This window comes from Pseudarthrobacter sp. rb, assembly GCF_056389225.1.
The window spans coordinates 1-24,037 of sequence record NZ_JBWJAR010000013.1 but is presented as its reverse complement, the minus strand read 5'-3'; the positions used below and the strand labels follow the sequence as shown (position 1 = coordinate 24,037).

General features: G+C 67.4%; 25 protein-coding genes. 13 read left to right on the top strand and 12 right to left on the bottom strand.

Annotated features, from left to right (window positions below; all coding sequences use genetic code 11):
- Positions 1-32: 32 nt before the first annotated feature.
- Positions 33-449 carry a C-glycoside deglycosidase beta subunit domain-containing protein gene (locus tag ACWRN3_RS16255; RefSeq protein WP_476741296.1) on the top strand — a complete coding sequence of 139 codons (417 nt, stop codon included), beginning with the start codon at positions 33-35 and terminating at the stop codon, positions 447-449.
- 31 nt (positions 450-480) lie between these two features.
- Here the strand turns inward: ACWRN3_RS16255 and ACWRN3_RS16250 are convergent, their stop codons facing one another.
- Complete coding sequence (locus ACWRN3_RS16250) at positions 481-1,743, bottom strand: ROK family protein (protein ID WP_476741295.1); 1,263 nt, start codon at positions 1,741-1,743, stop codon at positions 481-483.
- Positions 1,744-1,847: 104 nt separating this feature from the next.
- Here ACWRN3_RS16250 and ACWRN3_RS16245 point away from each other — a divergent pair, with 104 nt between their 5' ends.
- From ACWRN3_RS16245 to ACWRN3_RS16220, 6 genes are all read left to right on the top strand, one after another.
- Positions 1,848-2,888 (top strand): Gfo/Idh/MocA family protein, encoded by a 1,041-nt coding sequence (locus ACWRN3_RS16245; protein ID WP_476741294.1) that lies wholly within the window; start codon positions 1,848-1,850, stop codon positions 2,886-2,888.
- Positions 2,885-3,700 carry a hypothetical protein gene (locus tag ACWRN3_RS16240; RefSeq protein WP_476741293.1) on the top strand — a complete coding sequence of 272 codons (816 nt, stop codon included), beginning with the start codon at positions 2,885-2,887 and terminating at the stop codon, positions 3,698-3,700. Before ACWRN3_RS16245 ends, ACWRN3_RS16240 begins: the two co-directional genes overlap by 4 nt.
- A gap of 148 nt (positions 3,701-3,848) precedes the next feature.
- Positions 3,849-5,345: an MFS transporter gene (locus ACWRN3_RS16235; protein WP_476741292.1), complete on the top strand. Its 1,497-nt coding sequence runs from the start codon at positions 3,849-3,851 to the stop codon at positions 5,343-5,345.
- Positions 5,346-5,361: 16 nt separating this feature from the next.
- Complete coding sequence (locus tag ACWRN3_RS16230) at positions 5,362-6,927, top strand: GMC oxidoreductase (RefSeq protein ID WP_324643742.1); 1,566 nt, start codon at positions 5,362-5,364, stop codon at positions 6,925-6,927.
- Positions 6,928-7,001: 74 nt separating this feature from the next.
- On the top strand, positions 7,002-7,958 hold the full coding sequence (locus ACWRN3_RS16225; RefSeq protein WP_255173973.1) for a LysR family transcriptional regulator: 957 nt from the start codon (positions 7,002-7,004) through the stop codon (positions 7,956-7,958).
- A gap of 74 nt (positions 7,959-8,032) precedes the next feature.
- Positions 8,033-8,815, top strand: a complete 783-nt coding sequence (locus ACWRN3_RS16220) for an SDR family NAD(P)-dependent oxidoreductase (protein ID WP_476741291.1) — start codon at positions 8,033-8,035, stop codon at positions 8,813-8,815.
- Between the two features lie 22 nt (positions 8,816-8,837).
- Here the strand turns inward: ACWRN3_RS16220 and ACWRN3_RS16215 are convergent, their stop codons facing one another.
- The 9 genes from ACWRN3_RS16215 to ACWRN3_RS16175 form a co-directional block, all read right to left on the bottom strand.
- Entirely contained in the window at positions 8,838-9,614 is a 777-nt protein-coding gene (locus tag ACWRN3_RS16215) for an SDR family NAD(P)-dependent oxidoreductase (protein ID WP_324643743.1), read from the bottom strand.
- On the bottom strand, positions 9,615-10,613 hold the full coding sequence (locus tag ACWRN3_RS16210; RefSeq protein WP_324643744.1) for a fumarylacetoacetate hydrolase family protein: 999 nt from the start codon (positions 10,611-10,613) through the stop codon (positions 9,615-9,617).
- Between the two features lie 11 nt (positions 10,614-10,624).
- Complete coding sequence (locus tag ACWRN3_RS16205) at positions 10,625-11,698, bottom strand: amidohydrolase family protein (RefSeq protein ID WP_255173977.1); 1,074 nt, start codon at positions 11,696-11,698, stop codon at positions 10,625-10,627.
- The gene (locus ACWRN3_RS16200) at positions 11,695-12,819 is read right to left on the bottom strand and encodes an FAD-dependent monooxygenase (RefSeq protein ID WP_255173978.1); all 1,125 of its coding nucleotides are present in this window, start codon (positions 12,817-12,819) and stop codon (positions 11,695-11,697) included. The genes ACWRN3_RS16205 and ACWRN3_RS16200 overlap by 4 nt, the downstream gene beginning before the upstream one ends.
- 51 nt (positions 12,820-12,870) lie before the next feature.
- Complete coding sequence (locus tag ACWRN3_RS16195) at positions 12,871-13,902, bottom strand: cyclase family protein (RefSeq protein ID WP_255173979.1); 1,032 nt, start codon at positions 13,900-13,902, stop codon at positions 12,871-12,873.
- Entirely contained in the window at positions 13,899-14,861 is a 963-nt protein-coding gene (locus ACWRN3_RS16190; RefSeq protein ID WP_476741290.1) for a fumarylacetoacetate hydrolase family protein, read from the bottom strand. The genes ACWRN3_RS16195 and ACWRN3_RS16190 overlap by 4 nt, the downstream gene beginning before the upstream one ends.
- Before the next feature lie 6 nt (positions 14,862-14,867).
- Complete coding sequence (locus tag ACWRN3_RS16185) at positions 14,868-15,887, bottom strand: VOC family protein (RefSeq protein WP_255173980.1); 1,020 nt, start codon at positions 15,885-15,887, stop codon at positions 14,868-14,870.
- A 133-nt stretch (positions 15,888-16,020) separates the two neighbouring features.
- Positions 16,021-16,797: a matrixin family metalloprotease gene (locus tag ACWRN3_RS16180; RefSeq protein ID WP_476741289.1), complete on the bottom strand. Its 777-nt coding sequence runs from the start codon at positions 16,795-16,797 to the stop codon at positions 16,021-16,023.
- 471 nt (positions 16,798-17,268) lie between these two features.
- Complete coding sequence (locus ACWRN3_RS16175) at positions 17,269-18,447, bottom strand: ABC transporter substrate-binding protein (protein WP_255173982.1); 1,179 nt, start codon at positions 18,445-18,447, stop codon at positions 17,269-17,271.
- A gap of 299 nt (positions 18,448-18,746) precedes the next feature.
- On the opposite strand from ACWRN3_RS16175, the gene ACWRN3_RS16170 reads away from it, so the two are divergent.
- The gene (locus ACWRN3_RS16170) at positions 18,747-18,893 is read left to right on the top strand and encodes a lmo0937 family membrane protein (protein WP_159634671.1); all 147 of its coding nucleotides are present in this window, start codon (positions 18,747-18,749) and stop codon (positions 18,891-18,893) included.
- Positions 18,894-19,000: 107 nt separating this feature from the next.
- Here the strand turns inward: ACWRN3_RS16170 and ACWRN3_RS16165 are convergent, their stop codons facing one another.
- Positions 19,001-20,299 carry a Y-family DNA polymerase gene (locus tag ACWRN3_RS16165; protein WP_255173983.1) on the bottom strand — a complete coding sequence of 433 codons (1,299 nt, stop codon included), beginning with the start codon at positions 20,297-20,299 and terminating at the stop codon, positions 19,001-19,003.
- A 23-nt stretch (positions 20,300-20,322) separates the two neighbouring features.
- Positions 20,323-20,754, bottom strand: a complete 432-nt coding sequence (locus ACWRN3_RS16160; protein ID WP_255173984.1) for a LexA family protein — start codon at positions 20,752-20,754, stop codon at positions 20,323-20,325.
- Positions 20,755-20,894: 140 nt separating this feature from the next.
- On the opposite strand from ACWRN3_RS16160, the gene ACWRN3_RS16155 reads away from it, so the two are divergent.
- From ACWRN3_RS16155 to ACWRN3_RS16135, 5 genes are all read left to right on the top strand, one after another.
- Positions 20,895-21,698, top strand: coding sequence for a hypothetical protein (locus ACWRN3_RS16155; protein WP_476741288.1), 804 nt, complete (start codon positions 20,895-20,897; stop codon positions 21,696-21,698).
- A 104-nt stretch (positions 21,699-21,802) separates the two neighbouring features.
- The gene (locus tag ACWRN3_RS16150) at positions 21,803-22,621 is read left to right on the top strand and encodes an HAD family hydrolase (RefSeq protein ID WP_324643753.1); all 819 of its coding nucleotides are present in this window, start codon (positions 21,803-21,805) and stop codon (positions 22,619-22,621) included.
- A 125-nt stretch (positions 22,622-22,746) separates the two neighbouring features.
- Positions 22,747-23,010, top strand: a complete 264-nt coding sequence (locus ACWRN3_RS16145; protein ID WP_159634626.1) for a hypothetical protein — start codon at positions 22,747-22,749, stop codon at positions 23,008-23,010.
- Between the two features lie 39 nt (positions 23,011-23,049).
- Entirely contained in the window at positions 23,050-23,889 is an 840-nt protein-coding gene (locus ACWRN3_RS16140) for a glycerophosphodiester phosphodiesterase family protein (RefSeq protein ID WP_476741287.1), read from the top strand.
- A 52-nt stretch (positions 23,890-23,941) separates the two neighbouring features.
- A partial coding sequence (locus ACWRN3_RS16135) for a hypothetical protein (RefSeq protein WP_476740339.1) occupies positions 23,942-24,037 on the top strand: 96 nt, incomplete at its 3' end.

Genomic DNA, 24,037 nt, shown 5'->3' with positions numbered 1-24,037 from the left:
TTATGTCAGATTCAGGATAAAGGATGGAAGCCATGATGGAAACAGCATTTCGCCCTGACGCCCTTGCTGCTGTTGCGGGCGGCTTTGAGTTGCGGCTCGGCCTGCCCTGGATCCGCTCCATGCCGCTTTCGAGCATTATTGGCCTGGCGGTGGAGGTCGACGGCGGCACTGTTCCGCCAGGAGGGCTGGCGGTGGTTTTGGGGGCGCGGCGCGTGCCGCCGGCTGCGCTGCAGGAGGAAGCCGGATGGTGGTTTGTCCAGGACCGGCTGGTGGTGCATTGCGGGCACGGGCTCGCCGGCGGCAGCCATCTCATTGCCGTTGATTTCCAGCTTTTGGTGCCCTACCTGCAGGCCGCTCCCGGCCGGCCGCTGGTGCTGCCATTCCATGTCGAAGCCCGGCTGGACCCACTCCACGCGGTGCTGCCTGGTGCCTCGCGCGACGTGGCCTGACCGGAGCCCCCTGCTGCCGGCCCTTGCGGGGCTAGGCCGGCACTGCCTCACGTTCCGGTGAGGGGTGCCCGTCGGCGAACCAGCGGGGGAAGGTGATGTCGAACAGTTGCTCACGGGCCAGTTCCGCTCCGCCGCGCAGCGGTTCCCGCTCATCGTTCACGGACAGCGTGATGGTGAGGTCCCGTGTGGCCAGGGGCAGTGACAGTTCATAGACGCGCTGGCGGACCTCGGCAAGGAATACCTCTCCCGCAGAGGCAATGGCGCCGCCGATGACGATGACGCCTGGATTGAACATATTCACCAGGGCGGAAATGGTCTCGCCTGCAACGTGCGCTGACTTCTGGATGAGCCCGATGGCCAGCGAGTCGCCCGCCTGCGCCGCGAGGGTAATGTCCTCCAGGTTGAGGGGACCCTTCTTTGCCCGGCCTGCCAGGGATGTGGCGACGCCGTCCTTGATGGCCTGTTCGGCATCCCGCACCAACGCCCAGCCGCCGGCGACCGCCTCCAGGCAGCCGACTTTTCCGCAGCGGCACGGCACGTCGGAGTCGGATACCCGGACGTGGCCGATATCCCCGGCTGCCCCGTTGGCGCCACGGTGGATCCTGCCTTTCGACAGGAGGCCCGCGCCCACCCCAGAGCCGATCTTGCAGTAGATGAGGTCCTTCAGGGAGTCGCGTCGGCGGGCGCGCTCGCCGAGGGCCAGCAGGTTGGAGTCGTTATCCACCCAGACGGGGGCGTTGAAGCGCTCCTCGAACGGCGTGCGGACATCGAAGCCGTTCCAGCCGGGCATGATGGGCGGCGCTACGGGTTGCCCGGTGGCGAAGTCGACGGGGCCCGGGAGGCCCACCACCACTCCCCATACAGGTACTTCCGGATGTTTCCTGAGGACGTCGTCAACGAGGGACATGACGGCATTGATGGTTTTTACCGGCCCCTGGGCGATGTCCCACGTGCGGTGGGCATGGTCTATCACGTCGCCGTCGAGGGCGGTGATGCCCACCCTGATGTGTGCCGCTCCAAGGGCGCAGATGATGATGCGACCCTGCTCGGAGCGGAAGCGCAGGGTCCGCGGGGCGCGGCCCCCGGATGAGGCGCCGAAGTCGCCATCCCCAAGGAACCCGATCGAGATGGCCTGGTCCACGCGCTGGCTGACGACGCCTCTTCCCAGGCCGGTGACCTTGCCGATTTCCGGCCGGGTGGTGGCTTCCCCCGTCCGCACAAGGTTGACGATGCGCAGCAGGCTGGTCACTTCATCCGTCTGTGCCCCAAAGCGGAGGGTGGAGTCTGTCGTCATGGCACCAATTCTCACACATGGAGGCCGACTAAAGTACGCATTGCCATAAGAATGGTGCAAATTGACCATACTTATGAATAATAAAAACAAAAGAGGAGGTTGCCATGCCCTGGAATATCGGGATCCTGGGGGCTGGCCCAGGCGTTTCCGCGCTGCATCTGCCCGTCCTGGGACAGCTGCAGGAGCTCTTCACGGTGGTGCACATTGCCGACTCCGGAAGCGGCCGCGCCCGGGCCCTGGCCGAACGGACCGGTGCCCGTTGCTCAACAGGGGAGCAGGACCTGCTCGAGGACCAGCGCGTGGACGTGGTGGCCATCTGCAGTCCGCCGGCCCAGCATTCCCGTCAGATCCTGGCGTCAGTGGCCGCTGGAAAACGCGCCATCTTTTGCGAGAAGCCGCTGGCTACCACCCGCCAGGAGGCCGAGGCGGTGATCGAGGCCTGCCGGGCCGCCGGTGCCATCCTGATGGTGGGGACGAACCACCTCTTCGACGCCGCATGGGGGCGTGCCAGGCACCGGCTGGTGGCACTGGAAGGCAAGGTGCAGGCAGTTTCCGTTACGTTGGCGCTTCCGCCCAACGACAGGTACCACCAACTCGTGGCGGAGGGTGGTCCGTTCCAGGCCGCCCGCCGCGACGCTCCCGATGTCCCGGACCCCGCAGTCTCGGCCGGTGTCCTGCGGCAACTGCTGACCGGCCTGGCCATCCATGACCTGCCTGCGGTGCGGGACATTGCGCCCGGAATCGACGAGGTTGTCTACGCGCGGCTGGTGCCGCCGATCGGATACCTGGTGGGATACCGCGCCGGCGACGTGCTGGTCCAGCTGGCACTCACCATGCTGCCGGACGGGCCGGATGCCCTCTGGCGGATGGCCATCACCACCTCCCATGACCGCATCGAGGTGGACTTTCCGCCGGCTTTCGTGCGCGCCGGAAGCGCCGCTGTCCGGGTGCGCAGCGTGGACGGACGGTGGACTTCTTATCGGCGCCAGCCCGTGGACGGGTATGTGGCGGAGTGGCGCCTGCTGGCATCCCTCCTTGAGGGGGATGTGCCCGTGGAATACGACGAAGTGCTGGCCGATTCGCACTATGCCGTGGACCTCGCCAACGCTGCTGCCGCCAGGATCCTGGAAGGTGCAGGGCAATGACGGCGACCGGCCGCAGGCTCGGCGTTTTCACCCGCCTGCCGTCCTACCTGGGTGCGGCTGCCGGGCTTTCGGCCGCTCTCATTCCCGCTGGGGAACCTGACGGCGCGGTGGTGGTGGTCCCTGGATCGGGCGACTGGTTGCAGGGCATGCTTGCCGCCCGGAACCAGGGGGCGGCGGCGGTACTCATTGCCGATCCCAGGGTGCTTCCACGCGAAAATCCCGACGCCGGATGCTGGCCCGGGGACATCCCTGTGGTGGTCGACCGTCCACGCCTGCGCCCCGACGTCGTCGCGGACGCCGTGCAGGCAAGGCGTGGGCACCAGGCCCGGGCCGTCACGGTGGAATGCGCCGCGCCTGCGGCCGAACTGGAAGCGGTGGTCAGCGATGGCTTCGGTTGGGTCCGCTCCCTCGGGGAGGGGCCTTTGGCGCTCCGGGCGGCCGGCGGCGCCTCGCTTGGCCTGATTGCACTGATGGACGTGCAGTCCGCGGGCGCAAGCCTTCCAGCAACTCTTGCGGGAACTGCCCTGGGCGGGGGACGTGGCCCCGGGGGCATCCTCCAGGTGCTCGCCCTTGGTGACGTGCGGACGGAGGTGGTTGTGGACCAGCCTGCCGGGTCAGTCCGGGTGGAAACCTCCACGGCGGACGGGATCCTGAAGGCGGCTGAACGCTACGAGTCCCCGGCCCGCCTTGCGCTGCGCCGCGCTCTTGATTCCTGGCGGTCCGGGGAACCTGCGGCGGATCTGGAGGAGTTGCTGGCGGACCAGGCGCTGGCCCGGGAAGTCCTCCAGGTGCCGCGGAACCAAGGTGTCTAAACCAAGCAATCTTTTGTTGCTTTCCAACTTAAGTGGCGGTAGGCTCATCAATGGCGCCGGGGTTCCCCGCGGACCCGTTCTCCGTCGTGATGGTGCGCCGGAGGCACACCACGTCGCGCCGACGGCCCGATCGTTCGGGCAGACCACTATGCCACTCTCTCCCGTAAAACTCCGTCTCCTGGTCGCTTCGCTGTTGACCGTTTCCTTCCTCGGTGCGCTGGACCACACCGTGGTTTCCACTTCCCTGGCAACCATTTCCGGCGAACTGGGCGCGCTGCAGCTCATGAGCTGGGTGGTGGTCGGCTACACCCTGGCCAGCACCGTCCTGCTCCCCGTGCTCGGCAAGCTGGGCGACGTGCTCGGCGCCCGGCGGATCTTCCTGGTCTCCCTGGTGATCTTCCTTGCCGCTTCCCTTGCCTGCGGTTTCGCCACGGACATCGCGTGGCTGATTGCAGCCCGCGTGCTGCAGGGCATGAGCTCAGCGGGCCTGCAGCTGATGTCGCAGACCATCATTGCGCGGGTCACCACGCAGCGGGAACGGCCCCGCCATATGGCCATCATCGGCGCAGCATTTCCTATCGCCATCCTGGTTGGCCCCGTCCTGGGCGGTGCCATCACTGATTACTGGGGCTGGCAATGGGTCTTTTGGATCAACATCCCTGTGGGCGCGGCCGCCTTTGCCTTCGCGCTGGTTGCCGTTCCCCGCCTGGAACCAGGGCCGGCGCCCCGGAGCTTTGACATCGCCGGCGCCGCCGTCTTCACCACCGCACTGGTAGCCCTGGTGCTGGCCGCCTCCTGGGCCGCTGACCAGAGCGGCGGGGCGACGGCCCTGACCGCGCTGGCGGTCAGTGTCGCCGGTTTCATCGCTTTCTTCCTGATCGAACGGCGTGCTCCTGAGCCCATCATTCCGCTGTACTTCTTCGCCAACCGCACCATCGCCGCCGGCACGGCGCTCTCGGCGATCATCGGCGTCGGACTCTTCTCCATCACCGCCTACCTGCCCACGTACTTCCAAATGGCGTACCGGACCACCGCTACGGTGTCCGGCCTGGTCCCCATCGCCACCGTCTTCGGGATGCTTGCCAGCAACCTGCTGACCGGATGGCTGGCAAGCCGCACCGGGCGGTACCGGATCTTTCCCATCGTTGGCACCATCCTGGGAGCGGCCGGCCTGCTGGTCATGGCGCTGCTGCCCGCGGGCCTTCCGCTCTGGGCACCCATGATGGTGATGGCGGGTGTGGGCATGGGCACTGGCGCGTTCATGAGCCTGATCGTCGCCGTCGTCCAAGGAGCCGCGCCGGCCAGCCAGACCGGCACCATCACGGCCACCATCAACCTGGTGCGGCAGGTGGGATCGACAGTGGCGACGGCGGTCATCGGCGGTGTGGTCGGCTCAGGTGTCGCCGCCCTCCTGCCGGCGGGGCTGGACGCGTCAACGCTGACGCCGCACCAGGTGCACGGGGCGTCCGCGGCAGTCCAGGCCAGCGTCGCGCAGATCTACGGCACCGTCTTCACCCCCATCTTCATCGCGCTGGCCGCCGCCTACGCCCTGGGGATTGTGGCGGCTGTCCTGCTCCCGCACGGGCGCCTCTCCGACGAACCTGTCCCCGCAACCCGCACGCCTTCCGAAACCCTTCCGGCCTGATCTCAAAGGAGACATCATGTCCAATCCCACCATTGCCGTTGTCGGCAGCGGCCCCATCGGATCCACCTACGCCCGTGTGCTGCTGGAGCAGGCCCCGAACGCTCGCGTGATCATGTTTGAAGCCGGACCCCAGCTGACCGCCGTGCCCGGGGAGAGCGTCCGGAACATCCCGGACCCGGCCGAAAAGGCGCGGGCCCGGGAGATGTCCCAGGGCCCCCAGGCCGGCGCGTACCGGGAGTCACTCGGCATCCCCGCCGCAACCGTCACCGAGGGCATGTTCACCGCACGCCAAGGCACTCACCTACTGGACTTCGGCGGAGTTGGCTCCGCCCACGCACCATCCTTCCCGGCCGCGGCTGCCGCCACCAACGTGGGCGGCCAGGGTGCCCACTGGACCTGCGCGACGCCGTCCCCCGCTTTCAGCGAAAAGGTGGCCTTCATCGGGGATGACGAGTGGGACAGCCTGATCGAGGAAGCCAAGGGGCTGCTGCACGTCCACAGCGCCGCGTTCGCGGATTCCAAGGTCGGGGAAGCCATCCGCCGCCTGCTGGACGGGGAGTTCGGGGCGGAACTGCCCGAAGGCTACGGCGTGGGCACGCTCCCGGTGGCCGGGGACCCGCAGCCGGACGGGTCCGTGCGCTGGGCAGGGGCCGACGTCGTCCTCGGGCCCCTGGCGGATAAAACCAGCCCGCTCTCCCAACGGTTCGAACTCCGCGACCTGACCCTGGTGCGCCGCGTGGAACTGGACGGGCACCGCGTCACCGGCGTCACCGTCCACGACCTGCGCACGGGCGATGAGTCATTCGTACCCGCCGACGTGGTGGTGGTGGCGGCGGACGCCTTCCGCTCCCCGCAGCTCCTGTGGGCCTCCGGCGTCAGGCCCAAGGCGCTGGGCCACTACCTGACTGAACACCCGGTGGTGATCTCCACTGTTGCCCTGGACGCCGACAAGATGAAGCAGTTCGCCACTGAGGAGGACCTCGACGCGGAACTGGCCCGGCGTGCCCAGAACCCGGCGGACCCGGTGGCGGCCGTGAACCGTATCCCGTTCTCCGAGCCGGAGCACCCCTTCTCCGTCCAGGTGATGTACTCCGAGTCGACACCCTTCCCCATGGAGCCTGGTACGCCCTACTCCGACAACCGGTGGGGGTACGTCAACATGGGCTACGGCATGCGCAAGCATCCCCGCTACGAGGACGCGGTCACCTTCGATGAGGACGAACAAGACTACCGCGGCTTCCCGAACATGACCATCGAGTACGCCCTCACCGAGCGGGAGGAAAAGGAAATCGCGGAGGCCACCGAGCGGCTCCGGCGTGCCGGCAAGGCGCTGGGGGTATTCGTGGCGGAGCCCCGGCTCATGCCCAACGGCTCCAGCCTGCATTACCAGGGCACCATGCGGATGGGGGAGGCCGACGACGGGAGCTCGGTGGCTGATCCATGGTCACGGGTGTGGGGCTACGAGAACCTGGTGGTGGGCGGAAACGCGCTCATCCCGACGGCCACCGCCATGAACCCCACCCTGATGAGCGTGGCCATCGCCGTCCGCGGGGCACGGAAGATCGCCAAGGAGCTCTCGTAAACCAGCGGCGCCCACCGTGCGGCGGCGTGCCAGCCGGCGCCGCCGCACCGGCGGGGCACGGATAACCTGTGGGTATGAAGAACCTGGACCTGAACCTGCTGCCCCACCTGCAGGTCCTGCTGGAGCTGCGGAACATCACCAGGGCCGCGGAGCGGCTGCAGTTGAGCCAGCCTGCCACTAGTGCCGCGATGGCCAGGCTGAGGCGCCACTTCGACGACGAGCTCCTGGTCCGCAACGGCCGCACCTACGACCTCACGCCCTTCGCGCAGTCCCTGGTGCCCCTGGTGGACGAGGCGATGCTGCACATCCAGCGCGCCACCCGGATCCGGTCCGGCTTTGACGCTGCCACCAGTGAGCGTGAGTTCGTCATCGCGGCATCCGACTACGCAGCAGCGCTGATTGTGGGTCCGCTGCGCGGGATCCTTCAGGATGAGGCCCCGGGTGTGTCCGTCGATTTCGTTCCCACCACAGGCTTCCAGGGCCAGCTGGCGGACTATGCAAAGATCGACCTGCTCGTGGGACCTACCGGGTACCGGATGCAGGGCCTGAGCAAGCAGGTGTTCCGGGACAGCTTCGTGGCGGTCGTCGACGCCGGCAACCTGCTGCTGCAGCAGCCCAGACTGACTCTCGACGACCTCGCCACGGTGCCGCACGCCGTCGGCTACTTTGGCGAGGGGATCAGCACTCCGGCGGACAGGTTGTTCGAGGCCCGTGGCATCCAGCGCCGGGTGGCCGCGGTGGTGGCAGGGTTCCTGTCCCTCCCGCTGCTGGTGGAAGGGACCGACCTGGTGGCCCTGGTGCCCGGGATGCTGGCGGCCAGGGCCCAGCGGGGAGCCAACATCGCCGTCCTCCGGCTTGACGACGACGCGGAGGCATCCCTGGTGGAAGCCATGTACTGGCACCCGTCACAGGCCGAGGACCCCGCGAGCGTCTGGCTGCGCTCGGTGGTTCAGCGGTCCTGCTCCCGGCTGGAAGAGCTGTTTCCGGCCAGCACGCATCCCTTGACTATCCGCGGGGCGGATACCACCTAGACCCGGAACGCCGTTCCCGGCACGGACCTTCCCTGCAAAAGTCTTAGGGAAAGACCCTCCCGGAAGGAACCCCCATGCCCGTTTCCACCCAGCGCCTGGCCGGCAAGACCGCCGTCATCACCGGAACGGCCAGCGGCCAGGGGAGGGCCGCCGCGCTGGCCTTCGCCGAGGCAGGAGCGTACGTGGTGGGCTGCGACATGGACGACGACGGCGCCGCGGCCACGGTCCGGACGGTCACCGGGGCCGGGGGACGGATGAGCAGTGCACGGGTGGATCTGACCGATGAGGCAGCGGTGGCGGCATGGGCTTCAGGCGTCGCCGCGCAGCACGGCCAGGTCCACATCCTGTACGCCAACGCCGCCGTCACCCGGTTCGCCCCTGTCGAGGAGCTCACGTATGCCGACTGGAAGTGGAACGTTGAGCACGAAATGGACGTGGTGTTCCTGCCGGTGAAGTATTTCTGGCCGCAGCTGGTCCAGGCGGGGAACGGCGCCATCGTCCTGGTGGGCTCCACCGCAGGCGTCACCGGGTCCATGACCAATGGCCGGCTGGCACACACCGCCACCAAGGGCGCAGTGGTGGCCATGACCAAACAGCTTGCTGCCGAAGGGGCGCGGCACGGGCTGCGCGTGAACGCCGTCAGCCCCGGAATGATCCGCACCGCTGCCACCGATGGCAACCTCCTCGCTGCCGGCCACCCCAGGCGGACCATCGCCGGCAGCATCCCGCTGGGGCGGATCGGCGCACCCGAGGAAGTGGCCAGGTGCGCGCTGTTCCTGGCCTCCGATGAAGCCTCCTACGTCACGGGGGCCAACCTGATGGTCGACGGCGGGTGGTCGGCAGTGCTGCCCGGCTGACCTTCCCTGCCTGGAGGGGGAGTCAGCGCAGCGCGTCGGAGATGGACTTGGCCCCGCCGTGCGCTGACTGGCCCCCGTCCACGGGGATCTCCGCGCCGGTCACAAAGGAGGAGAGCGGGCTGAGCAGGAAGAGCACGACGGCGGCCACTTCCTCCACGCATCCCGTGCGGCCGAGCGGGGTTTCGGCCACGCTGGCCTGCCGGAAGTCCGGCTTGGCGCCGGCCGTCATGGGCGTCTCGATGAAGCCCGGGTGGACGGTGTTCACCCGGATGCCCCGGGGGCCCAGCTCCATGGCTGCCACTTGCGAGAGCCCCCGGAGGGCCCATTTGCTGGCGGTGTAGGCCACCGGGTAATGCGCCGTGAGACCCGCCACGGAACCGACGTTAACAACCGCTGCCCCGCTGCCCATCAGGGGAGCCAACGCCTGGATGCCCAGCATGCTGCCGGCCACGTTCACCTCGTAAACCTTCTGCAGGTCAGCAACCGAGGCATCCAACAGGCGGCTGCGCTGCGTGATGCCGGCATTGTTGACCAGCCCGTCCACCTGCCACCCCTGGGACCTGACCCACTCGGCAAGTCCGGCCCACGCGGAAGCATCGCTGACGTCCAGCTGCCGGTAGAGCAGCTCCCCTCGGGAAGACGGTGCAGCCACAGCCAGTCCGGCCGGTGTGTCAGGCGCCAGGTCCGTGGCGATAACCCGCGCTCCAGCCTCCGCCAACAGGCGTGCTTCTGCTGCGCCCTGCCCCTGGGCCGCGCCGGTGACCACCACGGTGCGGCCGTCGAGCTGAAGGGAAACCACTTAGATCGCGGACGGAGCCGGCTGGACCGTCCGGTTCCGCGGGCGTGTCCGGGAGGCAACCCTGGTCGAGGCCTCGCGCCGGTCACCGACGGTGTTTTCGATGGTGCCGATGCCCTCCACGGTCATCCGGACGGTATCTCCGGTTTTCAGCGGCGGCGGGGTCTGGGCGCCGTTGCGCCCCCACAGTTCGGCCAGGCAGCCGCTCCCGCAGGTGCCTGAGCCCAACACGTCTCCAGGGCGCACCACGGAGTCCTGGGAGGCGTAGGCCACGAGCTCGGCGAATGGCCATCCCATGTTGGAGAGCAGGTCCTGGCCAATCTGTTCGCCATTGACGTGCACGGACATGGAGATGGGCAGGAACCCCTCGGCATCGTGCCGGTCCTCGAACTCATCGGCGGTGACAATCCAAGGCCCCAGGGTGTTGGCGAAATCCTTGCCCTTGCATGGGCCCAGGCTGACCTTCATTTCCCGGCGCTGCAGGTCCCTCGCGGACCAGTCGTTGAGGATGGTGTAGCCGAAGATGTGCCGGTGGGCCTCCCCGGCGGACAGGTTGCTGCCGTCACTGCCCGGCACATGGCCGACGACGGCGGCGACTTCCGTTTCGAAGTCCAGGTCCGTGCAGCCGGCGGGAATTCCGATGACCGCACCGGTCCCGGTCACCGTGTGCGGGTTGGTGAAGTAGAACGTGGGTGCCTCATACCATTCCGCTGCCACGCCGGCCACGCCGTCGATGCTCTTCCGCACACCCTCGACGTGCTCTTCAAACGCCACGAAGTCGCGGATGGTGGCAGGCGCCAGCGGGGCAATCAGCTGCACGTCCGCCAAAGGAACGGCAGGACCGTATCCAATGGTGTGCCGGGCAATATCCAGCGCCCTTTCCAGTCCGGCGTCGAGCAGCGCCTGCACGTCCTGGCCCTGGGGGAGGGCGTGGCAGGTGCCGCCGTCAACAAAGCCGGACTGCGTCCCGCCGTCGTGGTTCCAACGGGCGATCTTGACCATGAATCTGTTCCTTAGGCTGGGTGGCTGGCGGTGCGGACCGAAGCGGGCGTTATGCCCAGTGTTGCGGCGTTTCCGGCCAGCACGCTGGCCCGGTGGTCCCCGGGGAGCTGTGCCTCAACGACCTCCGCCACGGGCTGGTCCGAGCCCATGTCGAACGGGTAGTCCGAGCCGAGCAGTACCTGCTCGGGGCCGGCCGCGGCCACAAGCGCCCGCAGCTCGGCCGCGCTGTGCACCAGCGAGTCGAAGTAGAGCCTCTTCAGGTAGGACGACGGCGGCTCGGCGCACCCATGTGCCTCGGGCCGGACGCGCCAGGCGTGGTCGGACCGGCCCAGGGTGGTGGGAAGGTAGCCGCCGCCGTGCGCAGCCAGGACCTTGAGGCCAGGGTGGCGGTCCAGGACGCCGCTGAAGACCAGGTGGGACAGGGCCACGGCGTTTTCGGCGGGCTGGGAGACGGTGTTGGCCAGGTAGAACCGGTCCAGCCGCTCATCGAGGGAGCAGCCGAACGGGTGCAGGAACACCAGCGCGCCCAGCTCCTCCGCCCGTGACCAGAAGGCCTCCAGCCGGGGGTCCGAGAGCTCAACCGTGCTGCGCTCCGGGTCCGCGGGGGTGGCGGCGAAGGAGCCGATCTCGACGCCCAGCAGGCCGCATTCCAGCACGGCGTGGTCCAGGGCTTCGACCATCAGGCCGGGGTGCTGGAGCGGGACCAGGCCCAGCCCGTTGAGCCGCTCCGGGGCCCGGTCCACGAAGTCACGGACTGCCTGGTTGGCCTGCTTTGCCAGCTCCAGCGCCAGTTCCTCCCCCGCGAAGTAGTAAAAGTGCGACGGTGACGGCGAGACCAGCTGGACGTCCACACCCTGGGCGTCCATATCGGCCAGTCGGCGGTCCAGGTCCGTCAGCTGCGGCCAGCGTTCCTTGATCATCCTGCCCGAAGCCGCCATCGACTCAGGTCCGTTGCGCCGCACCTCCAGGGCCTGCTGCGCGCCGAAGCCCTCGGGGTCGGCTTCTGCCACCAGTTGCTGGAGGGCCGGAAGCAGGATGTGGGCGTGGACGTCCACCGTGGGGGACCCACCGGAGCCGGTGCTCATGCCGGCTCCTTCAGCATCACGGAGAGGCCGTGCATCAGGCCCGGCACGTCGGCGTCACGGACGCCGTCGAGCATCCACTGGCCCAGCTGGACGGAGGCGTTGACCACTGCCTTGGCCCGTTCCAGCCGGCGGTCGGTGAACTCCTTGAACAGGGTTTCGGTCACGTGGTCGGCGTTGATCAGCAGTTCGGCCAGGACGGCGGCGTCCTCCAGCGCCATAGCCGCACCCTGCGCCACCGTGGGCGGGCAGCTGTGCGCGGCATCGCCAATGATGACGGTGCGGCCTCGGTTCCACGGACCATCGACGAGGTGGGTGGTGAACCACGTGTAGTTGATGCGGGCACTCTGGTCCAGGTTCGCGCGGATTTCGTTCCAGGGGCCGCCGTAGGCTGCGGCGAGTTCAGCCATGATGCGGGGGCCGTCCCCGTGTTTGCGTTCCTGTGCCTTTTCCACCAGGTAGGCGTAGATGGTGTCCGGGCCGGTGGGGCAGTACCCGGCGATGAAGCAGGGGCCGCCGTAGGTCAGGTCCGTGCGGACAACCTCTTTCGGCCGCGGCACAAAGGCACGCCAGATGCCCATACCGGTGGACTTGGGCTCGACGTCGATGCCGATGGCCTTGCGGACCGCGGAGTGCAGGCCGTCGGCGCCAACCAGGAGGTCATAGGCCGCGGTGCCGCCGTCGGCGGTGCTGACGGTGACGGACCCGCCGTCGTCCGCTATCCCCGTGACTGTCTTCCCGTAGCTGATCCGGGCGCCCGCCCGCTCAGCCCGTTCCCGAAGGATGGCCGTCAGGTCCGGACGGTACATGCCCATCGTGGCCGGGAGGTCGTCGCCGCCGGTGCGGATGTCCTCAAGGACCGCGATGACGGTGCCTGCCGGGTCCGGGGCGCGCAGGCCCAGGGTGCTGAAGCCGTAGCCTTTCGCCTCGACCTGCTCCCAGACGCCGAGTTGGCGGAGGACCCGCAGGGCGTTCCCCTGGAGGGTGATCCCGGAGCCGAGGGTCTGGGGTGCGTCCGTCTTCTCCAGGACTTCCACCTGGATGCCGGCGTCGGCCAGGAGGATGGCGGCTGCCAGCCCCGCGGCTCCCGCACCGACGATTCCGACGTTCTGTACTGCTGCCATCGCTGACTCCTTTGGTGTGACGGCGTTACTGCTGGTGGTTGTTTGGAAAAGTTACCGGAGTGCGATCGGGTTGACCGGCGAACCGACGGCCCCGGTGATGGGCAGGGGCGCGGCGGTGAGCAGGAAGTCGTACCTGCCGTCCGCCGCGCACGCTTCCGCCAGCCCGTCCGGGTCCCACATCTCGCCCAGGAACAGGCCCAGGTTGGGGATGGCGATCTGGTGCAGCGGCTGGAACGCGCCGTCGAATTCATTTGGGCGGACCTCGAAGCCCCAGGTGTCGGTGGCGATTCCGGCGATCTCACTCTTGTGCAGCCACGGCGCGGTGCTGAACGACAGGCCGGGGGCGGACCCGCCGGCGTAGTCGCCCCAGCCGTCACGGCGTACCCGGGAGTACTGCCCGGTACGGATCACCACGATGTCGCCCCGGCGCACTTCGGAACTGGGGCCTTGGAGCCCGATGGTCCGCTGGAGGTGTTCCGGGGTGATAGCAAAACCGTCCGGCAGCTCGCCGTCGTCCCGTCCCAGGTCAGGACCCAGCGCGCGGCCCACGTCGAGCAGCACACCCCGGGTGGCGATCTTGGCTGCCGCAGTCTCGATCCCGGTCACCAGGTCGCCTTCCGAGGTGACCACATCTCCCGCGGCGCGGCCGTTCCAGGCCTTGCCCTGGTCGAAGATGTGGCCCAGGCCGTCCCACTGGGTGGAGCACTGCAGCGGCATGGCGATGACGTCGTCCGCGCCGCCGAAGCCGTGCGGGAAGCCCTGGTTGCCGCGCTCGGCGTCCACTCCGGTGTCCGTCATGGTGTGGACGGGATTCGTGCGGCGGCGCCAGCCTTTTTGTGGTCCGTTGGTGTCGAACGGCTGGGACAGCGAGAACGCCTCGCCGGTCTTCACCAGGGCCGCTGCTTCGATCCGCTTGCCGGTGTCGATGAAGTTCAGGGTGCCCAGGACGTCATCGTGGCCCCAGCGGCCCCAGTTGTTGTGGGCCACTGCCATGGCGCGGATGCTGCCGAGCGGGTCTTCACGCCGGACAACCGGGGAATCGGTTGATTCCCCGGTGCCGGTTGCTGTGTCCTGGGTGGTCACGGCTTGCTGCTTTCGGTGGGAGTTTCGTCTTTGCAGTGGATGAGCTGGGTGCCCAGTCCGGTGATGGTGCCCTCCATGACGTCGCCGTCCTGGAGGAGCCGGCCCCAGTGCTGGCCGTTGCCGGCCGGGCTGCCCGTCAGGACCAGGTCCCCCGGGCGCAGCGGCATGATCTGGGAGGCTTCGCTGACCAGCTTGGCCACGCCGAAGATCATGTCGGACGTGGATTCGTCCTGCATGGCCTTCCCGTTGAGCCTGAGCGTCACCTGGACGTCCTGGGGGTCGCCGAAGAACTTGTCGGGCACCAGCAGCGGGCCGGTGGGCAGGAACCCGGGAGCGTTCTTGGCGCGGTACCAGTCCGAGCCGATGGCCGGCATGTCCTTGCGGAAGACGTACTCGCGGGTGGTGATGTCGTTGACCATGGTGTAGCCAAAGACATGGTCCAGCGCTTCTTCGGGGGTGACCCGGAAGGCCGTCTTCCCGATCACGGCCGCCAGTTCCAGCTCCCAGTCGTGGGACTTCGAGTAGGACGGGAGGGTGAGGTCATCGGTAGCGGACGCGACCGCCGTCGGAAGTCCGATGAAGAAGTACGGCGTGCCCTGGCCCGCGCGCCTATCCATCATGGCCGCCGTCGTGGCGCGCACCTCCTCGGCGTCCTCCCCAGGTTCGCGGTGCGCGACGGCCAGGTCGATGACGTGCTTGCGGTAGTTCGCGCCGGTCTGCAGGATCTGGGCCGGTTCCACTGGGGCAAGGACCTCGACGTCGGCCAGCGCCAGGCCGGTGTCCTCACCCGCGGAGGCGGCCAGGGAGTCCAGCTGGCTTTCGGTGGCGTCCCAATGCTCGATCAGGGAGTTGATCTCCCCGTCCAGCGGCAGGACACGGTTATTGACCAGCAGGCCTGCCCGGGCCTTGCTGTCCCCGGCTTCCTGGAACCGGATGAGCGAATAGGTTGCTTCAGACATGGCGCGTTAGCCCCGGCCGTGCTTGGCGTAGGGGTTCAGGAGGGCTTCCTTCATTTCGGGGGAGGCGCCTTCCTCGGTGGCGGTGAAGCCTTCGGCCGGCGGGAAGGACTCGGTCATGGAATGCGGCATGGCGCCGTTCTTGTAGAAGTTGTTCGAACCTTCGGACGGCTTCCAGGTGTTGGCCTCCCAGTCCGGGACATAGTTGCGGTAGCCGCCGGAGTTCAGCTCGACGCGCAGCCCTGACGGCTCACGGAAGTACAGGAAATTCTGCTCGCCCACGCCGTGGATGGAGGGGCCGTACTCCATCGGGGTGCCGTGTTCCATCATGACGTCCGCGGTGCGGAGCAGGTCCTCGGTGGTGTCCACCCAGAAGGCGATGTGGTTGACGCGGCCCGGGCGGCCGGAGGTGTCAGCCACCACGCCCAGGTCGTGGGACTTTTCATTGGTGGTGAGGACGGAGAAGACCGTGATGGGGGCTTCGTCCAGGTCCACGAAGGCCATGACGCGGAATCCGAGGGCCTCGTTGTACCACTTGGCGAAGCCGCGCACGTCGGAGCAGGCCACAGTGACGTGGTCCAGGAAACGGGGTGCGGCGGCGTGGCTGCTGCGGCGCTCCGGGCGGTCCGGGTAGGTGGACTCGAAGCCCGGCCCGGCCACGAACTTGTCCACCTCGTAGAAGAGGCGCATGTGGTGGCCATAGGGGCCGATGAACTCGTAGGCCTTGCCAAAGCCGTGGCCGCCGGCGCTCCAGGAGCCCTGCACGCCGGTCGCTTCGATGCGCTGTGCCGCGGCTTCGAGAGCTTCCTGCGAGTTGGTGCGCCACGCCATCCGGCCCAGGGAGGCTTCGGGGCCTTCGGTGATGACCAGGCTGTAGCGGTAGTAGTCGCCCCAGCAGCGGAGGTAGACGTTGCCGTCCGCGCGGTCGATGATTCGCATGCCGAACTTGTCCTCGTAGAACCGGGCCGAGGCTTCGACGTCCGGGCTGGTGATCTCGAGGTGGGCAAGATGGGAGAGGGGAGTTTCCACGGTGAAGTCCTTCTGGTTACTGGCTGCGGGTCGGTCGGTGCAGGTCCTGGTATCCACTGTGAAGTACTTCATATATTTGGGGAAGACGAGCTTTTCGATATCAGCTATTCGCCGCGCTTATGTCCGCCTGGTCCTAGAGTTGCGGGACGCAGGGCCCGCTGCCCAGCATGGCCAGCCCGGCGAGGTCACCCGCAGCGAAGTTCCTGACGCCCATGTTTTCCGCATACATCAGTTGCGTCGGATCATTGACGTGGTCCAGGCCCAGCACGTGTCCGAGTTCGTGCATGATGATGGCGCGCACCTCCGCCGCGCCGTCCGGGCGGCCGGCGATGATGCCGGCAAGGTCCGGGGCATCAAGGCGCACCTGGCCGGCTTCGAGGACCAGCGGCTGCCCGGCCGCCTCCACATAACCGCTCCCGCCAAGGCCGGCAACATTCCCTGCAAGGCCCGGCGTTTCCACGGGCGTTGACCAGGCGATGAGTACCGGTACCCACCGCTTTCCGTAGCGGTCCGGCTGGAAGGCAGACCGGTCATCCGACGGCGCTTCCGTGGTGGGTCCGTCATAGACAAACTGCAGGCCGGAGGCCTGGGAGACTGCTGCCACTGCTTCCCGGACCAGGACATCGCCACCCGGCAGCGCATTGTCCGGCCGGACAACGTAATGGACCGGGCGGCACGGATCGTACGCGACCAGCCGCTGGCCCTCTTTCGGCGACTCCTGCAGCACAAAGGCGGTGGAGCCCGTGCTGGCGGGTGGTGTGCCCAGGGGTGCCGAGGCTGCCTCATACCCGGGCGGCGGCATTTTCGCCCCGGGCAGGTAGGGGGCTGCGGCGGGAAGAACCACACGGTCGAAGAGCGTCGGCGTGAAGTACAGGCAGACCACCAGGGCGATCCCAAGGACGGTCCGCAACTGGACTGTCCGCGACGGGGTGGTCCGCTTCGACCGGGACCCTTGTCTTCCCGCCCTGCTCCGGAACTTTTTCCGGCGCCGGTGAGGGGCTTCAGCACCGCGCCAGGGCGAAGGAGCCTCTGCCCTGCCGTACGCTTCATCGATGGCCCATTGCGGGATACGTCCACTGGGGGAGCGCCGGACGTTTGGCGGGGCGAACCCGCCAGGCATGTCCCGATGAGAATTATCGTCATTCCCGAAGCCGTGCACCGGCACCCCCTGATTCCTGCCGCCCGCCGCCGGTCAACCCTCCCAGCCTAGGGGCGTGCTGCCCGGCCTTGCCGCGGGAAAGGCGCAGGATTTAAGCAAGAAAGGCGGCCGCGCCGGATGCATGCCGCTCCGGGGCCGAAGAGGGCCGGCGGCCACATCGATTGCTCCGTAGATGCCGTTATGAGAGGTCAAAAGGGCATTTACGGAGCAATCGATGAGGCTTTACTCCTTGCCGAGTCCTGCGGCGGAGGTCTTTCCGTTCGAGACGCTGTTGAGGGCGCGCAGGTCGAAGATGCCGTTGATGTCGGCCTGCTTGGTGGTGCCCGCGGTGACGCCGTCAGCGAGGAGCTTCTGGTAGGTTCCAGCCAGCGGGTCGACGGTGAAGACGATGTTCTTCAGGGAGCGGTCGATGACATCCGCCTTCAGTTCGGCGCCGGCTGCTTCCTTGAGGGCTGCATTGATGACGGTGGCCTTGTCGCCGGCTGGAGCGCTGTTTAGCCATTCGACCGACTTCGCGTGGCCCTTCAGGAGTGCCTTGACGGTGTCCGGGTGGTCTGCCGCGAACTTCTGGTTCACGATCAGGATGGTGGTGGGGAACTCGCCCGGCTTGCCGGACAGCGAACCGTCCCAAAGGTCCTTTTCATCCACCAGCACCTTCGCGCCGGCATTCAGCACCAGGCGTGACGCCCACGGCTCAGGCAACCACGCGCCGTCGAGCTTTCCGTCCTGGAACAGCTTGAGGGTCTGGGCATTCTCCGTGGGGTTGATGGCCACGTCACCACTGCCGTCCACGCTGGTCTTGTACCCGTGGGCGGAGAGCCAGGCGCGCAAGGCCACGTCCTGGGTGCCGCCCAGCTGCGGGGAGGCGAGCGTCCTGCCCCTGAGGTCGGCGGCGGAGGTGATTTCCGGCTTGACCACCAGCTGCGCCCCGCCTGCTGCGGCGCCGGCGATGATGTTGATTGACTGGCCCTGGCTCTTCACGAAGGAGTTGATGGCCGGGTTCGGCCCGATGTAGGTGGCGTCGATGGCCCCTGCGTTCAGGGCTTCGATTGCCGCGGGGCCGGCGTTGAACACCTGGGTGCTGAGCTTGGTGCTGCCGAGTTCGTCCTGGATGAAGCCTTTGCTGACGCCCACGAGGGCCGGGGCATGCGTGACGTTTCCAAAGTAGCCGAGCTTCAGTTCGGCCGCGGGGTTGCCTGACGGGGCAGCCTCCTGCGAGGCTGCCGGTGTCCCGCTGTTCACGGCGGACGCGACGGCGGCGCCCCCACCGATGAGGGCCAGGACGGCTGCGGCGATTCCGATCTTCAGGCCAACCGGGCGTGTGGGCTTGGCTGGCTGCCCGGCGACGATGCGGGTGGAGCCGTGCTGGTCTTCCGGACTCTTGTCCTGCTGGTTTGCCATGGGGAAATCCTTTGCTGGGGCGGATGCTGAGACGAGATTACGGAGCGCCCGGCGGCCCCACAATCAATCCCGTAGCGGGCGTTCACGCGGCGACGCGAACGCTCAACGCGGCGTAGTGCGGCGTCAAAAATCGTCGTGCGGGGACTCTGTTCGGAGGTCCGGCGGAGGGGGCTGTTCGCACCCGGGACGCAACGGCGGCCTTGAATGCCCATCAGCAGGTGCGGGCCGTGATTCGCGTGCTGCATTGGTGGGTACGTGCACGGCATGGGGATTTTGTAAAACTAATCAAGGAGACTCTCATGTTGCTTTGGATTGCCATCATCATCGCCGTTCTCTGGCTTCTCGGATTGCTCGCGAACATTGGCGGCGGCCTGATCCACATCCTGTTGGTTGTCGCAGTGGTGGTCCTGATCTTCCACTTCGTCCGTGGCAGGTCCCGCGTCTAGCAACCCCGCGTCCCCGCCGCCGGCCCAGCGTCCGGCGGCGGGAACCGGCGGCCCAGGCCGCCTTGAACCGTCACGCCGCCGTGAACCCCTCAGGGCGGCGAGACCCCTCACGCCGCCTTGACCAAAGGAAGCTCGTCCCAGTGCGTTGTATAGCGGGGCGAGCGCATGTCCCGTTTCATGGTCCAGTCCAGCCCGGACTTGATGCCCGCGTGCCCCAGCCCGATGGTGCCCCGCCCGAAGCGGCGGCTCACATCCTCAAGCAGCGGCCCGATGCCGCGTTCCTCATGCCGGTTCTCGAAAGGCTCCAGGGGCGGCTGGTTTCCCGTGGGCCGCAGGTCGGTGAGCATCAGGCCCGCCTTGGCGTATTTGAGTCCGTCCCGGATGCTGGGCAGCAGCGCGTGCGCCGCCCTGGTGAGCAGCAGCGGATCCGCCGTAGGCATTGGCAGCGGGACGCATACCGATGGGTACGCCTGTTCGTGGTCCCGGAAGGGGGACGTGGCAGCAAACGCCGTCAGGACCTTTGCCTGCAGCCCGTGATTTGAGAGCCTGGCGCTCGCCTGCTGCCCGTAGATGCTGAGCACCTCCCGAAGTCCGGCGGCGGTGGTCACAGGGGTGGCGAAAGAGCGGGAAAAGATCAGCTGGTCGCGGCCGATGCGCTCTTCTTCCATGGGAATGCAGGGGGTGCCCCGCAGTTCCAGGACCGTGCGCATCAGCACCACCGAGAACTTATCCCTGATCATTACCGGATCCGCCCTGACAAGGTCCTGGACAGTGAAGATTCCCAGCACATTGAGCCGCTTTGTCAGCCGTCCGGCAATGCCCCAGATCTCATCGACAGGCAGCCGGGCCATCAAACCCTCCCGCACGTCAGCCGGAACGGACTCCCACAGGCAGACTCCGCCAAAGGCGGGATTGTTCTTGGCCCATTTATTGCAGAGTTTTGCCAGGGTTTTGGTGGGGGCGATGCCAACGCACACGGGAACCCCCACATGCCGCCGGACTGCCTCTTTCATCCTCCGGCCAAGGGCCAGCAGCTCATCCGGGGCGCCCTTGACGCCCAGAAAGGCCTCGTCGATGCTGTAGACCTCCAGCCAGGCGGAGTACCTGCCCAGCAGTTCCATCACGCGGGAACTGATGTCGCCGTACAGCTCATAGTTGCTGGATTTTGCCACCAGGCCCCACTCCTTGGCCCGGGGTGCGAGTTTGAACCACGGTTCGCCGGTGGCGATGCCCAGTGCCTTCGCCTCCGGGGAGCGGGTCACGGCGCAGCCGTCATTGTTGGACAGCACCACCAGGGGGCGCCCTTCCAGGGAGGGGTCGAAGGCGCGCTCGGCGGAGGCGTAGAAGCAGTTGACGTCCACGTGCGCGATCTGCGGCATCTGCCGCATGTGGACTGGTTTAGCCATGCTGTTCCCCAGGGACGGGCAGCTCAGACATGGTGCAGGCACCTGGTAGCGACGCCCCAGATGGTCAGCTCGGAAAGTGCCGGCACGTGGATGTCCGGGTATTTGCGGTTCTCCGCCTGCAGCACCACGCCAGTGCGGGTGATGCGCAGGCGCTTGACCGTCAGTTCGCCGTCCAGGACGGCGATCACCACGGACCCGTCCCTGGGCTCAAGGGCACGGTTGACAATCAGTTCGTCCCCGTCGCTGATGCCGGCACCCTCCATGGAATCCCCCGTCACCCGGACCACGAAGGTGCTGGTGATGTCCTTGATCAGGTGCGCGTTCAGGTCGATCCGGCCGTCGAAGTAGTCCTGTGCCGGGGATGGAAAGCCCGCCGCCACCGCCACCGGCGAAATCAGCACCGAGAACAACGAGGCGCCCGCGTCTATCACGCGGGGACCGACAATAACGCCCACAACACACCTTTATTCGAAAATATGTTCGATAGTTTCAGTGTAGACCCGAGGGCTGACAACGGGCACTCTCTGACGCCGGATAAGTTGCAGGGCCGGGGACTAGACTCGGGTCAAAGCGAGCTCTGGGGGAAGCGATGCGGATGCGTTTAGCAAGATGTTGGTTCGTTGCAGGTGTGCTGGCCGTTCCGCTGGCCGGATGTGAGTACGCCGGTCCAGCGGACACCGTAACCAAATCCCATGCCCAGCCCGGCAGCGGGCAAAAGCCATCCTTCGAGGAAAACGCCGGGCAGGTGGCACGCCTGCTCCAGGCGTCTGCGGATGAACCCGGCTTGCCGACCGACGAGGAACCGTCAGGGGAACTTTCGATTGTTCTCGCTCCCGGTGACTACGTGGTCAAGGGCGCATGTGCGGGCGTTCATGGCGTTAAGGTGTCCATTGTTCAAGGCGAAAAACCGCCGCTGACAGTTCCCTACACGTGCGACTCCGTCCTGGAGCGGTTCATCCGGCACACGGGCGGCCCGATCACCGTCAGCGCCGTTGCGCCCGTCGATAAGCCCGCCGCCGCCGGTGTGCTGCTCCAGCCGAACACTGATCCGCGCGCTTCGGAGTTGGAGGACTTGTCGCAGTGGGCAGCCCAACAGCTGCAACCCTGGCTGCCGGGTGAGTTGGGCGGATACGCAGGCTCAAGTTCCGCCATTGGCCAGGGAATATCGGCCGATCCGGGCAGCTACGAAGTGCGGTTCCTCTGTGAAGGAGCGCCTGAGGCTGAGTTTTCAGTGTCCAGCCCGGCGGGGGCAGAAGTTTTGGCTCCGGCGAGCGTCCCTTGCAACGGCGACGTCTTTAGGGCCCCGGTGGAGTTGCGGACCAAGGGGGCAGACTTCACCATGGCCCCAAGTAACGGGGTCAAGAGCCGCTATGCCTTCCGGCTCGTCCCGGCACCGTAGATAGCCCAACTCGAGGGAGCTGGACGGGATGCCGCCGAGCTTACGCACGGCTCCTGTCCGTGGAATCGGCGCACGGGAGCCAACCGCCCACGTAGACTTGCAGGATGCGGTTGGTAGCAAGCGATATTGACGGAACGATCCTCGGACACGACGGAAAAATCAGTGACCGCACCATCCGTGCCTTCCACGCCTGCCGGGATGCCGGCGTCGAACTGGTGTTTGTGACCGGCCGCCCGCCCCGCTGGCTGCACCCGCTGGAGGAACAGCTGGGCCACACCGGCCGCGTGATCTGCTCCAATGGTGCCGTGGTCTGGGACCTCGAGGCGGACCGCCTGGTCTCCGCCCGCACGCTGGCCATCGAGACCGTCCTGGAAGCCCGGCGCATCATCAAAACTCTCCGCCCGGCTGCGCTGTTCGCCGCGGAAACGCTTACCGGATTCCACCTGGAACCCGGCTTCATAGAAAACGAGTCCAGCGAACTGCTCGCCGAATTCACCCCGGCGCCGCTCAAGCAAACACTCACGGACGATGACTCCGTGGTCAAGTTCCTCGCCATTGTCCGCGACGGCACCCCGGACGACTTCCTCGCCGAGGTGGCGCCCGCCGTCGAACACCTGGCCGCCACCACCCACTCCTCTCCGGGCGTTGCCATGCTGGAACTGTCGCTTCCCGGCGTGAACAAGGCCGTCACGCTTGCTGAATACGCAGGCGCGCTGGGCATCGACGCCGCAGACGTAGTGGCCTTCGGTGACATGCCCAACGACATCGAGATGCTCCGCTGGGCCGGTCACGGGTACGCGATGGCCAGCGGTCATCCGGAAGCCATCCGCGCGGCCGGGCAGCAAGCGCCGCATTTTGACGACGACGGCGTGGCCCAGGTTTTGGAGGCCCGGCTCGCTGCCTTGGGCGTCCAGTTTTCCTGACGCCCGGGCCACCCCGGACCCGGCACCCCCATTTTCACAGCTTGCGCTCACCTGGCGTTTACCTTCCCTCCGTAGCGTGAAGCGTGGAGGGCAGGCGCCCTCCCGCCGGCTCGAAGGGGGCAACCATGGCACGAAACGTCAGGCAGCACGCGGCCGATGCGCCGCAGCGCAAAGCAACGCCCGCTCCGCACTGGAAGCAGCTGCGCCAGGGTGACCGGGTCCGGGTCCTGTTCGCGCCCGGTTTCGAGGCGGGCGGCGTGGTGGACACGGTCACGGCGGACCACACCGCGGTGTGGGTCCACCTGGACGCCGGCCGCGGGCGGACCCTGCTGCACTGCGGCGACGGCGTGGACATCCTTCCCTGCGGAGAGACCGCCTGCCTGGACTGACGGCGGTTCCGGGCGCGGGTGGGGCGGTAGGCTCGCAGTGTGATCCTGCCTTTCTTTGAGCACCCTGACGACGCCGGGCGGCAGCTTCCCATCGCCATGGCGCACCGCGGATTCTCGGCTGAGGGCCTGGAAAACTCCATGGCCGCGTTCCGCGCCGGCGTCGACCTCGGCTTCCGCTACCTCGAAACGGATGTGCACACCACGGCGGACGGCGTGCTGCTGCTCTTCCACGACGAAACGCTGGACCGGGTCACCGACGGCAGGGGCCGGGTGGCGGAACTTCCGGCCGCGGACGTGGCCAAGGCGCGGATCAACGGCCGCGAGCCCATCCCCACGTTCGACGAACTGGTCACCCAGCTTCCCGAAGCGCGGCTGAATCTCGACATAAAGGACTGGGGTTCGGTCCGCAGCACCGCTGCCGCGGTCGAGCGGCACCAGGTGCACCACCGCGTCCTGGTGACCAGCTTTTCGGACCGCCGGCGGCGCGCGGTGCTGAAACTGCTCAGCCGGCCTGTGGCTTCGTCCGCCGGAGTGGCTTCGAACGCCCTCTTCACCTTGTTGGGGCCTGCGCTTCCACGCCCGGTGTTCCGGTGGCTCATGCGCCGGGTGCTCCGGGACGTGCATGCGCTGCAAGTGCCCGTCCGCTATGGGCGGGTGCCTGTAGTCACCGCCGGCTTCATCCGGCGGGCACATGACCTGGACCTGGTGGTACATGTGTGGACCATCAACGATGCCGGCGAGATGCACCGGCTCCTCCAGCTGGGGGTGGACGGCATCGTCACGGACCGGGCGGACCTGCTCCGCGACGTGCTGCGCGTCCGCGGCCAGTGGCCGGAGAGGCCCGGGCAAGCCAACCGGACGCCCGGCCCGGCCTGCTAGCCCCGGTCTGTTCCCGGCTGCCTAATACGAAAGTAGGGTTCGTCAGGCTGCGGTGACCGGGGTGATGGTGACATTGAAGCCGAGGTTGTTGAGCTTTTTGATCGCGTTGTTTTTGGCTTTGATCGGGTCCAGACGGGTGAAGTGGTCG

Coding starts and splice junctions, on each gene's coding strand:
- ACWRN3_RS16255 (WP_476741296.1), top strand. CDS start 33: ATGATGGAAACAGCATTTCGCCCTGACGCCCTTGCTGCTGTTGCGGGC.
- ACWRN3_RS16250 (WP_476741295.1), bottom strand. CDS start 1,743: ATGACGACAGACTCCACCCTCCGCTTTGGGGCACAGACGGATGAAGTG.
- ACWRN3_RS16245 (WP_476741294.1), top strand. CDS start 1,848: ATGCCCTGGAATATCGGGATCCTGGGGGCTGGCCCAGGCGTTTCCGCG.
- ACWRN3_RS16240 (WP_476741293.1), top strand. CDS start 2,885: ATGACGGCGACCGGCCGCAGGCTCGGCGTTTTCACCCGCCTGCCGTCC.
- ACWRN3_RS16235 (WP_476741292.1), top strand. CDS start 3,849: ATGCCACTCTCTCCCGTAAAACTCCGTCTCCTGGTCGCTTCGCTGTTG.
- ACWRN3_RS16230 (WP_324643742.1), top strand. CDS start 5,362: ATGTCCAATCCCACCATTGCCGTTGTCGGCAGCGGCCCCATCGGATCC.
- ACWRN3_RS16225 (WP_255173973.1), top strand. CDS start 7,002: ATGAAGAACCTGGACCTGAACCTGCTGCCCCACCTGCAGGTCCTGCTG.
- ACWRN3_RS16220 (WP_476741291.1), top strand. CDS start 8,033: ATGCCCGTTTCCACCCAGCGCCTGGCCGGCAAGACCGCCGTCATCACC.
- ACWRN3_RS16210 (WP_324643744.1), bottom strand. CDS start 10,613: ATGGTCAAGATCGCCCGTTGGAACCACGACGGCGGGACGCAGTCCGGC.
- ACWRN3_RS16205 (WP_255173977.1), bottom strand. CDS start 11,698: ATGAGCACCGGCTCCGGTGGGTCCCCCACGGTGGACGTCCACGCCCAC.
- ACWRN3_RS16200 (WP_255173978.1), bottom strand. CDS start 12,819: ATGGCAGCAGTACAGAACGTCGGAATCGTCGGTGCGGGAGCCGCGGGG.
- ACWRN3_RS16190 (WP_476741290.1), bottom strand. CDS start 14,861: ATGTCTGAAGCAACCTATTCGCTCATCCGGTTCCAGGAAGCCGGGGAC.
- ACWRN3_RS16175 (WP_255173982.1), bottom strand. CDS start 18,447: ATGGCAAACCAGCAGGACAAGAGTCCGGAAGACCAGCACGGCTCCACC.
- ACWRN3_RS16170 (WP_159634671.1), top strand. CDS start 18,747: ATGTTGCTTTGGATTGCCATCATCATCGCCGTTCTCTGGCTTCTCGGA.
- ACWRN3_RS16165 (WP_255173983.1), bottom strand. CDS start 20,299: ATGGCTAAACCAGTCCACATGCGGCAGATGCCGCAGATCGCGCACGTG.
- ACWRN3_RS16155 (WP_476741288.1), top strand. CDS start 20,895: ATGCGTTTAGCAAGATGTTGGTTCGTTGCAGGTGTGCTGGCCGTTCCG.
- ACWRN3_RS16150 (WP_324643753.1), top strand. CDS start 21,803: ATGCGGTTGGTAGCAAGCGATATTGACGGAACGATCCTCGGACACGAC.
- ACWRN3_RS16145 (WP_159634626.1), top strand. CDS start 22,747: ATGGCACGAAACGTCAGGCAGCACGCGGCCGATGCGCCGCAGCGCAAA.